Here is a 12559-nt window from a genome sequence, read left to right on the forward strand (position 1 = left end):
TGCCTGAAGGATGACGGCCATCATTCCCTAAACATTTCTATACCCACACCTTTACGCATATGAAATTACAGCGGTTAAACAAGGGATTGGTCAGACGGGGGCTGGCTTTCGCCGGGGTGGTTATGCTGTTAGCCTTGCCTGGTGCTTACGGGCAGGCGGGCAGGCGGCTTACTATCACAGCGGCTTACCAACAGGCAAGACAAAATTATCCGCTTATACGGCAGCGTGACTTGATTGCGCGGTCTGGTTCTTACTCTGTTATCAACGCATCCAGGGGGTATCTGCCGGTGCTATCTGTCAACGGGCAGGCTACTTATCAGTCAACCGTAACCAGTTTCCCTTTCAGTATCCCTGTACCGGGTTTTAGCATTCCCAAATACAGCCGTGACCAATATAAAATAAACGTACAGGTTGACCAGGTGATCTATGACGGGGGGCTGATCAGTAATCAGCGCCAAACAGCCCGGACGACCGAGACTGAACAGCAACAAAGCCTGGAAGTAAGCCTGTATACCCTATATGACCGGGTGAACCAGTTATACTTTGGTGTGCTGCTGATTACGGAACAACTACGCCAAAATGACCTGTTAAAAAGTGATATTCAAAATGGGATAGACAAGGCAAAGGCGCTTGTAGCTGGGGGGACCGCTTACAGGAGCAGCGTGGATGAATTAACTGCCCAGCTTTTGCAGGCAGAACAGGCGCGCATTGATCTTAGCGCAGAGCGAAAAGCTTACCTCGGAATGTTGGGTTTGCTTATCGGTGCTCAGGTAGATGAAAACACTATTTTAGAAAAACCGGCTTTACCCATGCTTTCCGTTGAAATTAGCCGGCCCGAGATTCAGCTTTACGAGGATCAGAAAAAAATGGATGATCTGCAGGTGGAGCTGCTAAAGGCACAATTGCGGCCAAGGCTGGGATTATTCGCGCAGGAAGGTTATGGCCGCCCCGGGTTAAACCCCTTAAGCAACGCGTTTGCGTGGTACTACATCGGTGGGGTGAAATTAAGCTGGAACCTTGGCGGCTGGTATACCTTTAAAAATCAAAAGGAGCTTTTAATGATCCATCAAAAGACGCTGGATATCCAGAAAGAAACTTTCCTTTTTAATACAGCAATTACCCGGAAGCAACAACTGGCAGACATTGAAAAATACAGGGAACTTTTTAAAAATGACCAGGCCATCATTGCACTTCGGGAGTCTGTCAAAAAAGCCGCTGCCGCGCAACTGGAAAACGGCATACTCAGCGCACATGATTATATCAGCCAGCTAAATGCCGAGGATCAGGCACGCCAAAATCTCATCCTGCACCAAATACAACTTTTACAAGAAGCATATAATTATCAAAATACTACCGGAAATCTTCAAAAACAAGCCAACCCATAATGAAAACGCCGCTATATCTATATGTCATCATCCTTCTGAACATCGGTCTTACCGGATGCCATTTAAAGAACCAGTTATCGGATGCATCCGGGACCTTTGAAGTAGATGAGGTTATCGTTTCTGCAGAAGTACCCGGAAAGATACTTGCCTTAAACATTGATGAAGGAGACATGTTAAAAAAAGATAGTATTGTAGGTTTTATTGATGCTGTTCCACTCGAATTGCAAAAAGCGCAAGTGGAGGCCACGATGCGTTCATTACATCAAAAAACTATGGACGTAAGGCCCCAGGTACAATTGCTTAAAGATCAGTTGGCCATATTGAACACACAACTGGCAAACGCATTAAAGGAAAAGAATCGTACGGAAAAACTGATCAAAGCCGATGCCGCTACCACCAAGCAATTGGATGATTGGAATACTCAGATCGAAGTATTACAAAGGCAGATAACCGTTAACCGGCAACAGATAAAAGTTCAACAATCTACAACAGGCACTCAAAATAGTAGCGTATTAAGTGAATACCAACCGTTGCGCCGCTCAGTTGCCCAAATTGACGATCAGTTAAAGCGTACGCATATTACTAACCCTGTAAATGGAACGGTGCTAACTAAATATGCAATGTCGGGAGAGATAACCACCGCCGGGAAAGCTTTGTATAAAATAGCAGACCTTTCCATCGTTACCTTACGTGCCTACATCACCGGTGACCAGTTGGCGCAGATTAAATTAAATCAGCGGGTGCAGGTAATGGTCGACAACGGTTCTGCCGCATACAGAAATTATACCGGGTTGATCAGCTGGATATCGGATAAAGCTGAGTTTACGCCCAAAACCATCCAGACCAAAGACGAACGTGCCAACCTGGTTTATGCGGTCAAGGTCCGTGTTAAAAATGATGGATACCTCAAGATCGGCATGTATGGCGAGGTGAAATTTGACGGCAAATGAAAACGGTAACGATAGAGCATATCGTTAAAACCTATCCGGCTGAGCATGGCACGGTTGAAGCTTTAAAAGGCATCTCTTTTGAGATAGACCAGGGCGAAGTGTTCGGGCTTATCGGCCCGGATGGCGCCGGCAAAACATCTCTTTTCCGTATCCTTACCACCTTACTGCTGGCCAATAGCGGGAACGCCACGGTTAACGGGTTTGATGTGGTAAAGGATTATAAATCTATCCGTAATTGCATTGGCTATATGCCCGGAAAGTTTTCCTTGTACCAGGACCTGTCCGTACAGGAGAACCTGGAGTTCTTCGCAACCATATTTAATACCAGTATCAGGCAAAACTACGGGCTTATTAAAGAAATCTATGAGCAGATAGAGCCGTTTAAAACACGTAAGGCCGGGCAATTATCCGGCGGTATGAAGCAAAAACTGGCGCTTTGCTGCGCCTTGATCCATAAGCCAACGGTACTGTTCCTGGATGAGCCTACAACCGGCGTAGATGCGGTGTCCCGCAGAGAGTTTTGGGAAATGCTTCACCGGCTAAAAGTACAGGGGATCACCATATTGGTATCAACACCTTATATGGACGAAGCCAGCCTTTGCGACCGGGTGGCGCTGATCCAAAAGGGGGGATTACTATCGGTAAATACACCTAAAGGCATTATTAGTGAGTTTAAAAAAACGTTATGGTCTGTAAGTGCAGATGATATGTTTGGCTTCATGAAAGCAATCAAAAAAGATCCTGGCGTTGAAAGCTGTTACCCATTTGGCCAGGTACACCATGTAGTATTCAAAACAGAAGAGAACAGTGAGGCGTGGCTGCAACAAATTGCGGTGCAAAACAACTACAATAAAGCAGCCATAAAAGTTATTGAACCTAATATAGAGGATTGTTTTATGGCATTAATGCAGGACTGATGGAAAAGGAAAACGTGATTGTAACCCACGAATTAACCAAGCGTTTCGGGGATTTTACGGCGGTGGACAATGTGAGTTTCGCCGTGCAAAAGGGCGAGATATTTGGGTTTATCGGCGCTAACGGCGCAGGCAAAACCACAGCTATGCGGATGCTATGCGGCTTATCCCTGCCAAGTTCCGGCACCGCTACTGTCGCCGGCTTTGATGTGTATAAACAAAACGAACAAATCAAAAAGCATATTGGCTATATGAGCCAGAAATTTTCCCTTTATGAAGATCTCACCATTCGCGAGAATATCCGCTTTTATGCGGGTATTTATGGCCTGCGGGACGAACGTATCCGTGAAAAGACTGACCTGCTTTTACAGCAGTTGCACATGAAAGGGGCGGAGAGAACGCTTGTGCGTGCCCTTCCCCTGGGCTGGAAACAAAAGCTGGCGTTCTCTATCGCCATTGTACATGACCCCGCCATTGTTTTTTTGGATGAACCGACCGGCGGTGTTGATCCGATTACCCGGAGGGAATTCTGGAGCCTGATATATGAAGCTGCTGGCAGAGGGATCACCATTTTTGTTACCACGCATTATATGGATGAGGCTGAATATTGCAACCGGGTATCCATCATGGTAGATGGCAGGATAGATGCGTTGGACTCGCCGGCCAACCTAATGCAGCAATATGCTTCGGCATCGATGGACGGTGTGTTTTTACAATTGGCCAGAAAAGCAAAACGATCTGGAGATTAATATATTAGACATGAAACAGTTTTTGATTTTTGTGAAAAAGGAATGGCTCCATATCTGGCGCGACCGCAGGACACTGTTCATTCTGGTGTTTATGCCTATCATACAAATAATACTGTATGGTTTTGCGCTAACCAACGAAGTAAAGAATGCTAAAATTGCCGTATTTGATCAATCGCGGGATGAAGCGACCCGGGCGATATCAACCAAAATAGCGGCCAGCCAGTATTTTAACATAGTTAAAAATTTATATTCCTACCAGGATATCGAAGCTACTTTTCGTAAAGGCCAGATCAGGATGGCTGTAGTGTTTCCGCAAGGCTTTCGCTACGATCTGTTACATAGCAACCATGCCCAGATACAACTTATTGCCGATGCTACTGACCCCAATACGGCCAACACGCTTACTAACTACGCTTCAGCAATTATTAATGATTACCAACAAACGCTCAGGCCAACCGGATCCTTGCCATATACTATTAATACCCAGGTACGTATGTTGTATAATCCGGAACTTAAAGGTGCTTACAATTTTGTTCCGGGTGTTATGGCACTGGTGCTTATGCTGGTTTGCGCAATGATGACCTCGATCGCTATTGTAAAAGAAAAGGAGATGGGTACAATGGAAGTGATCCTGGTATCTCCTTTAAAACCGTTCCGTATCATTATTGCCAAGACTATCCCATACCTGCTGGTTTCTATGGTAAATATAGCCAGTATTCTTTTGTTAAGTGTGTATGCGCTTAGGGTGCCTATAGCAGGCAACCTGGGCCTGCTTATCGCCGAGAGTGTTTTATTTACCATCACCTCTCTTTCGGTAGGTATTTTAATATCCAATACTGCAAAAACGCAACAAATGGCCATGTTTACCTCCATGATGAGTTTGTTTCTCCCCACTTTGTTATTCAGTGGTTTTATGTTCCCTATAGAAAATATGCCCGTTCCATTGCAGGTAATATCCAATGCGGTGCCGGCCAAATGGTATTTTATTATCGTGAAAGACGTCATGATCAAAGGTTTGGGATTTACCGCAGTGTGGCGCGAAACATTGATCCTGATAGCTATGACTGCTGCCTTGCTGGGCTTTAGTATTTACAAATTTAAGATCAGGTTGGCATGAGGATGTTGAAGATTTTATTATGGAAGGAATTGCTCCAGATATACCGCGACCCGGCCATTATCAGGATATTATTTATCATGCCGATGATCCAGTTATTGATTCTGCCACTGGCTGCGGATTATGAGATCAAGAACATTAATCTTGGTGTGGTAGACCATGACCACAGTGAATATTCACGTCAGTTGGTAAATAAGATCGTTTCATCGGGCTATTTCCGGCTTAAGGATTACAGCGCCACCTTTCCGCAAGGGCTAAAGGCTATTGAATCGGGCCGTACAGACCTGATCCTGGAGATACCAACCCATTTTGAAAGGGATATTGTTAAAGACAACCGGTCTTCGCTTTTTGTTGCCGTAGATGCTGTTAACGGGGTGAAGGCGGGGCTTGGTGGGGCTTACCTGCAGGGTATTATACAGAATTACAACCAGGAGGTTCGTACGCAATGGATACAGGCCCAGCGCTTTGACGAACAGCCGACCATAGAAATCGCTTCGGCCGACTGGTATAACCCTCATATGAACTATCGTGTTTTTATGGTTCCTGGTATTTTAGTGATGCTCGTAACTATGATCGGTTCCTCTTTTGCGGCCAATAATATAGTTAGAGAAAAAGAAATGGGTACTATTGAGCAGATCAATGTGAGCCCCATCAAAAAGATGCAGTTTATTTTAGGTAAGCTCATCCCGTTTTGGCTACTGGCGCTACTGGTGTTAACCATAGGACTACTGATAGCCCGGCTGGTTTATGGTATTGTGCCGCTGGGCCATTATAGTACTATTTATGTTTTTGCCACTATTTACCTGCTGGCCATACTTGGGTTGGGTTTACTCTTATCCACATATGCGCAAACCCAGCAGCAATCTATGTTGGTTTCTTTTTTTGTTACAATGATATTTAACCTGCTTAGCGGTTTGTACACACCAATTGAAAGTATGCCCGCCTGGGCGCAGCTGATCACAAGGTTTAACCCGGTTTCCTATTTTATTGAAGTAATGAGGATGGTTATGCTGAAGGGAAGCGGGCTTGCCGATATCAGATACCAGATTTTGGCGTTGATTGGTTTTGCCGTATTTTTTAACGGGTGGGCAATCCTGAATTATCGGAAAAGATCAGGATGAGCCTTATGGTTTTGCATTTGTTTGTTTTTTCCTGGCTTTTTCCTGGCTTTTAAAATAGCCTCTGAAAAGGAAATTATGTTTTAGCGCTTCCATATTCTGGTTAAATCCGTCTGTTCCTTTCTGAAGGTTATCCATGGTTGCTTTAAGGTTTTGGGCAAAAGTTGTATCGCGCAAAAGAACCTGGAGTGATCCGTTGCCCTGATTCAAATGCTCATCCAGGGTGCGCACCAGGTTATTCAGTTGCATCGTTAAATGATCTGCGTTATCGCTTGCATTCCTGATCTTCAAAACCGCGGTTTGGAGGTTGCCGGCCATAACGGTATCAGAAAGCAGTACACCTGCGCTGCCTTTGCCTTTTTTAAGCCCGGCCACAAGGCCATTAAGCCCCGTTGTTATTTCGGTGGCATTAGCGGTTGCTTTATTGATATGTTGTAATGAAGCCTTCAGGCTTGTGCCTATATCTTTATCGTTCAATAGCTCCATCAGGGCGCTGCCGTTAATTTTGAGTACGGTTCCTTTTATCGCATCAGATATGATGGCAATGTTGTTATTGGTTTTAGACAGGGTTTGCAGCATCTCGTCTGTATTAACTATTTTTTGAGCGGCCAGCATATCGCCTTCAGCTACTGCCGGGCTTGCTGCTCTCGAAGGAAGAATATTAACAATTTTATTCCCCATTAAGCCTTCGGTTCCAATGGCGGCTATAGCATTTTTATGGATGTAAGAGCGTACCTTGTTATCAATTAGTAAGGTCACCTCAATTGTGGTGTCATTGATCATCTCGATTGTTTTTACGGTACCGGCCTGTATTCCTGAAAACAAAACATTATTGCCTTCTGAAAGTCCGTTTAGGTTTGCAAAGCGGGCCTTTATCTTAAAATCGCTTCCAAATAGATTGTGGTTTTTGCCTATCATATAGAAGGAAAGTATTAGTACAAACAATCCTGTAAGTACGAATACGCCAAGCCTTATATTATTTTCTCCCTGTTTTGCCATATTATTTATTCAAAAAACTGTTTAATATTTTTATCTGCTGATTGTTCAAATTCTTCGTATTTACCCTGTGCATAGCATTTTCCATCTAATAATAAAGCAACCCGGTCTGCGGTGTTTTTAACACAATTCATATCGTGTGTAATAATTATAGAGGAGGTATGATACTTCTTTTGGAGTTTTAATATCAGGCTATCTATTTCTCTTGCAGTAACGGGGTCAAGCCCGGTTGTTGGTTCGTCATATAAAATCACATCCGGCTTTAATATCATAGTTCGGGCAAGGGCTACGCGTTTAAGCATCCCGCCTGATAGCTCTTCGGGCATCATATCCACCGTATGGGCCAGGTTTACATTTTCTAAAGCTTCTATTACCAGGGCATCCACTTCTTTTTGCGAAAAATCGATCCAATGCCTTCGTAGTGGAAACTCCAGGTTCTCGCGTACGGTCATCGAATCATACAAGGCGTTTCCCTGAAACAGGAAACCTATTTTTGCCCTGATCTTGTCCAGCTCATCATGGTCTAATTCAGGTGTGTTTTTGCCAAAAACCTCTATACGTCCGCTATCGGGCTTTAAAAGCCCAATGATACATTTTATCAATACCGACTTTCCTGATCCTGATTTACCCAAAACCACCACATTTTCTTCCTTTTTAACAGTCAGGCTAAAGTCCTTTAAAACCACATTTTTACCGAATTTTTTATAAAGGTGGTCGATGATAATGACCGGAGTTTCGGTTTTTTCATCGGCTGTTATAAAATGCTTTTCTGTTTTCATCGGGAAACTAATTTAAACCAAGCAGGTCTGTTAACTGAACAGCTAATAGGTCGATGATAAAGATCAGTACAGATGATAGCACCACGGCTGAATTGGCTGAACTGCCGACACCGCGAGTGCCCTTGCTGGAATTATAACCTTTATAACAGCCGATGACGCCTACGGCAAAACCAAAGAAAAATGTTTTTAAAAAGGCTGGTGATACATCGCCGAAACTAAGGCTATGGAATACCTGGGTAAAAAACAACTTAAAGCTGGTTACTGATTTGATATTAACGCCGAGGTAAGCGCCGAACAATGAGATCGCGTCGCCCATAACGGTTAAAACAGGCAACATTAGCGTAGTAGCCAACACTCTTGTTGCAACCAGGTATTTAAACGGGTTAGTGCCGCTTACTTCCATGGCGTCAATCTGCTCGGTTACCTTCATAGAACCAAGTTCGGCACCAATACTACTGGCAATTTTCCCTGCGAATATCAATGCAGTAATAACTGGTCCAATCTCCCGTACAATGGCAATACCTACCATCACCGGTAACTGCGACTCTACTCCGTAGTCAACCAGCGAGGGCCGCAGCTGCATGGTTAGTACCAAGCCCATAATAAAGCCCGTGAGGGCGATTAAGGGTAGTGATTTGTAACCGATGATATAGCATTGGCTCAATAATTCACGGATCTCGAACCTGGGTTTAAGGCCGGTTGAAAAAAAGCGGCCCGTAAACCGGGCTATATTACCGGTTTCCCCAAAAAAAACCTTAATGCTTGTTATTATGGCCATACTAATATGGATAGGGTTCTAACCTGTGATTTTATTAATACTATTTGATCCTGTAAAGGTAATTGGGCGGGTGGGGGGATTTAATGACGCCGCTCATCTAAATTGTTGATGCAGGTCAGGTAAAGTAGTATGCAGTTATAATAAGGAATAGCAGTAAACTTAATTATTAGCAACTCATTGTTCGCCCTGCTAATTGAGTTATTGTTTGAATTTTTTTGTGGGGCGCTTTAAGCTACGTAGCTTAAATGACATATAAACACGGAAAACGCCCGCCACAACAAAAGCACACCCACTGATCAGGAATATATTTTGAATGCCGATGACGGGGCAGAGCAATAGGAACAGAGCCATGAGCACTACAGTCAGCGCTGTAAATAATAAGCGTAGCCAGCTTCCAAGCTTATAAGACCGAATATGGAAAGCGTCTCCAATTGCCATTAGCCCCTTATAAAGCGTCCATAACCCAACCACAACAGGTAAAAGAAGTATTGTGATAAGGGTATTGTTAAATAAAAAAGTACCTACTACAACATCGGCAACACCAGCCAAAAGCCACCATATCCAGCGACCGGTATGGCGATTAAGCAAGCCGAAAAGAATATCAGCCAGGCCTGTTCCTATCATCCCCAAGGCAAATACCCAGCTCAATACCAGGTACGATTGGAAAGGATCGTTAATCACCCAGATACCAACTGTAATAAGCAGCATACCTGCTGCCAGTAACAACCACCAGTAGCCAGTAGTGTGGCCTACTGTTTTAAAAACTATGGTTTCTATTGGCCCGGGTTTGTTTTGTGCTGAATATTCCATTTTTTTTAACATTAATTTGCTATAGAGCAGGTATTTTCCCCGGCTATTTTTCCTGATGCTAAAGCAAGGTTGATCCGTTTGATCCCGGTAATTAGTGCGTCAGGATTGAAGGATATGCTATCAATGCCGGTTTCTACCAATAATCGGGTAAAGCTCTCAGAGTCACTGGCCGCCTGGCCGCATAAACCAACCTTTTTATGGAGCCCGTTAGCTTTTTCTATCATCATTACAATTAGTTGCTTGCTGGCTGCATTTTGCTCGTCAAACAAGTCGGCAATCAGTGCAGAGTCACGATCGATACCCAGTGTTAACTGGGTAAGGTCATTTGAGCCAATCGAAAAGCCATCAAATATCCCGGCAAATTCTTCAGCCAGCAATACGTTAGCCGGTATTTCTGCCATAACAAAAACCTGAAGGCCATTTTCCCCTCGTTTAAGGCCGTAAGTTTCCATTAAATCAACTACTTTTTTACCTTCAGCTACCGTACGGCAAAATGGAATCATGAGTTTTACATTGGTTAAACCCATTTCATTTCTTACTACTTTCATTGCTTCGCATTCTAGCCTGAATCCATCACGGTAACGGTCATTATAATACCTGGAAGCGCCTCTGAAGCCGATCATCGGGTTCTCTTCCTCCGGTTCGAAATATTTTCCGCCTATCAGGTTGGCATATTCATTTGTTTTGAAATCGCTCATTCGAACAATCACTTCTTTAGGATAAAAGGCGGCGGCGATAGTAGCTACACCTTCAGCCAGTTTATCTATAAAATATTGTTCCTTTTTTGGGTAGGAGCGTGTGAGGTTTTCTATCCTGATCCGATCCATTTCATCTGTAACATCCCGGAATTTGACCAGGGCCATGGGGTGGATCCGAACATAGTTATTAATGATAAACTCCAACCGCATTAAACCTACACCGTTATTAGGAAAAAAAGAGAGTTGAAATGCCTTTTCAGGCTCGCCTATAATTAGCTGTGCTTTAACGGTTTCAGGTAGGTGGATTTGGCTTACATCTGTAACGGTTTCTTTCCAGTTTAACTTTCCGCGATACACATGTCCGTTTTTACCCTCAGCACAACTGATTGTAATTTGTTCTCCTTCTTTAATTGATGAGGTGGCTTTTTCGCTACCTACAATGGCCACTACACCCAGTTCGCGGGCAATGATCGCGGCATGGCTGGTTCTACCACCTTTATTGGTTACAATACCTGCAACCTTTTTCAAAATAGGGTCCCAGTCCGGGCTGGTCATATCGGTAACCAATATATCGCCCTCATTCAACCTGTCTACCTGCTCAGGGGAACTTAACAGGCGGGCGACCCCGGTGGTGATCATGCTGCCAATCGCTTCACCGCTAGTTATTACTTCACCTTTTTCGATGATCGCACATGTTTTTACAAATATCTTTTTTTCCTGGCTGTGCACTGTTTCGGGCCGGGCCTGTGTGATATATAGCTGGTGGTCGTTCCCGTCCTTGGCCCATTCAAAATCCATTGGTTTGCCATAATGCTCTTCAATGATGAGTGCCCAATTGGCTAATTGTTCAATCTCTTTATCACTTAAAACAAATCTCTCCCTAAGTTCCCAGGGGGTATCTTTATTTACAGTGGGGTGCATTTTGTCGGCTGCATCGCCATAAATCATCGTTTTACTTTTGCTCCCCAGGTTTTTTTGGATAATGGATCTGAATTTGTTTTTTAAAGAGGGTTTAAATACCAGAAACTCATCCGGGGTTACAGTGCCCTGAACAATATTTTCTCCCAAACCCCAAACACCGGCAATATGCACTATATCCCGAAACCCGGATTCGGGTTCAAGGGTAAAGCCGACGCCCGAGCAGCCGATATCTGAACGCACCATTCGCTGAATGCCTACAGACAGGAAAACCTTGCTGTGGTCAAACCCCATATCTTCGCGGTACTTAATCGCCCTGTCTGTGTATAGCGAGGCAAAACATTGTTTAACTGCGGAAACAAGCGCCTGATGGCCTTTAATATTCAGATAAGACTCATGCTGCCCCGCAAAGCTTGCGCCGGGCAAGTCTTCGGCTGTAGCGCTGCTCCGCACAGCAACCTCTTGTTCCGATCGGTCAAAAAGATAATCGTAGGCATCAATAATGGCCATTTGTAAGTCAACTGGCATTAAACCATCCATAATCAGTTTTCTTGCTTTAGCACCTGTTTTAGCCAGGTTTGAGAAATTTTCCCTGTCCAGCCCACCCATCAATTTTTTTAATGATGCATCCAGTCCGTTGAAGCGGGTAAAATACCGAAAGCCGCTTACGGTAATAGAATACCCGTCGGGTATGCCGATCCCTTTACCGGCAAGACAGGTAAACATTTCACCTAAAGAGGCGTTTTTACCGCCTACTTCAGCAATGTCGCTGATACCGGTTTCGCTGAATTTTTTTATGAAAGTTTCCATTATTGATTGTTTATAGGTTATCCGCCTTGCGGGCCGGCAGCTTGGCTCTCTGTTTAGTCTATCTTTATTTGTTTTTTAGAACTGGTGTTTTTACCTGACTTTTTAAGCTCAAGTTGAAGCAGGCCGTTTTGGTAATTGGCACTGATATGATCTTCTTCCACATTGTCAGGTAATTTAAAACTGCGGGTAAAAGAAGAGCATGAAAATTCCTGGCGGGTATAATTTTCTTTTTCTTCTTTCTCTTCCTTGCTTGTTTCGGCGCTTATAGTGAGCATACCATCTTCAGTAGTAATATTAAAATTATCCTTTTTAAAGCCGGGAACAGCAACATCAAGTTTGTAGTAGTTTTTTGTTTCACGGATATTTACCGCCGGCAGCAATTCGCCGTCTACAAAAAGTTTATCAAAAAAGCGGTCTTTGTTCCGAAAGTCTTCCATCATTGATCTTAAAGAAGGAGTGTGGTGAGATTTAACTAAAGTTGCCATAGCTTAATTTTATTGGTTAATAATTCAAATCTCGGTACAATGACAGAAGAGGGTT

Annotated in this window: 12 protein-coding genes; 6 read left to right on the plus strand and 6 right to left on the minus strand. The window is 43.8% G+C overall.

The genetic code is table 11. The features are described from left to right. Positions 1-59: 59 nt before the first annotated feature. The 6 genes from IDJ75_RS14900 to IDJ75_RS14925 are packed head-to-tail and all read left to right on the plus strand — an operon-like array spanning position 60 to position 6233. The gene (locus IDJ75_RS14900) at positions 60-1385 is read left to right on the plus strand and encodes a TolC family protein (protein WP_191176425.1); all 1326 of its coding nucleotides are present in this window, start codon (positions 60-62) and stop codon (positions 1383-1385) included. Continuing rightward, positions 1385-2335 (plus strand): HlyD family secretion protein, encoded by a 951-nt coding sequence (locus IDJ75_RS14905; protein WP_191176426.1) that lies wholly within the window; start codon positions 1385-1387, stop codon positions 2333-2335. The genes IDJ75_RS14900 and IDJ75_RS14905 overlap by 1 nt, the downstream gene beginning before the upstream one ends. Further along, positions 2332-3252, plus strand: coding sequence for an ABC transporter ATP-binding protein (locus tag IDJ75_RS14910; RefSeq protein ID WP_191176427.1), 921 nt, complete (start codon positions 2332-2334; stop codon positions 3250-3252). Before IDJ75_RS14905 ends, IDJ75_RS14910 begins: the two co-directional genes overlap by 4 nt. Then, entirely contained in the window at positions 3252-3998 is a 747-nt protein-coding gene (locus IDJ75_RS14915; protein ID WP_191176428.1) for an ABC transporter ATP-binding protein, read from the plus strand. Before IDJ75_RS14910 ends, IDJ75_RS14915 begins: the two co-directional genes overlap by 1 nt. 10 nt (positions 3999-4008) lie before the next feature. Next, entirely contained in the window at positions 4009-5115 is a 1107-nt protein-coding gene (locus IDJ75_RS14920; RefSeq protein ID WP_191176429.1) for an ABC transporter permease, read from the plus strand. Further along, on the plus strand, positions 5112-6233 hold the full coding sequence (locus IDJ75_RS14925) for an ABC transporter permease (RefSeq protein WP_191176430.1): 1122 nt from the start codon (positions 5112-5114) through the stop codon (positions 6231-6233). Before IDJ75_RS14920 ends, IDJ75_RS14925 begins: the two co-directional genes overlap by 4 nt. A gap of 3 nt (positions 6234-6236) precedes the next feature. Here the strand turns inward: IDJ75_RS14925 and IDJ75_RS14930 are convergent, their stop codons facing one another. The 6 genes from IDJ75_RS14930 to IDJ75_RS14955 form a co-directional block, all read right to left on the minus strand. Further along, positions 6237-7229, minus strand: coding sequence for an MlaD family protein (locus IDJ75_RS14930; protein WP_191176431.1), 993 nt, complete (start codon positions 7227-7229; stop codon positions 6237-6239). A 5-nt stretch (positions 7230-7234) separates the two neighbouring features. Beyond that, on the minus strand, positions 7235-8005 hold the full coding sequence (locus IDJ75_RS14935; RefSeq protein ID WP_191176432.1) for an ABC transporter ATP-binding protein: 771 nt from the start codon (positions 8003-8005) through the stop codon (positions 7235-7237). A 7-nt stretch (positions 8006-8012) separates the two neighbouring features. Then, complete coding sequence (locus tag IDJ75_RS14940) at positions 8013-8783, minus strand: MlaE family ABC transporter permease (protein WP_191176433.1); 771 nt, start codon at positions 8781-8783, stop codon at positions 8013-8015. Positions 8784-8981: 198 nt separating this feature from the next. After that, complete coding sequence (locus IDJ75_RS14945) at positions 8982-9605, minus strand: HdeD family acid-resistance protein (protein ID WP_191176434.1); 624 nt, start codon at positions 9603-9605, stop codon at positions 8982-8984. Next, positions 9605-12019, minus strand: coding sequence for a phosphoenolpyruvate synthase (gene ppsA / locus IDJ75_RS14950; RefSeq protein ID WP_191176435.1), 2415 nt, complete (start codon positions 12017-12019; stop codon positions 9605-9607). Before ppsA ends, IDJ75_RS14945 begins: the two co-directional genes overlap by 1 nt. 53 nt (positions 12020-12072) lie before the next feature. Beyond that, the gene (locus IDJ75_RS14955) at positions 12073-12504 is read right to left on the minus strand and encodes an Hsp20/alpha crystallin family protein (protein WP_191176436.1); all 432 of its coding nucleotides are present in this window, start codon (positions 12502-12504) and stop codon (positions 12073-12075) included. Positions 12505-12559 lie beyond the last annotated feature (55 nt).

Source organism: Mucilaginibacter rigui (assembly GCF_014773275.1).
In the GTDB taxonomy this organism is placed as follows: Bacteria; Bacteroidota; Bacteroidia; order Sphingobacteriales; family Sphingobacteriaceae; genus Mucilaginibacter; species Mucilaginibacter rigui_A.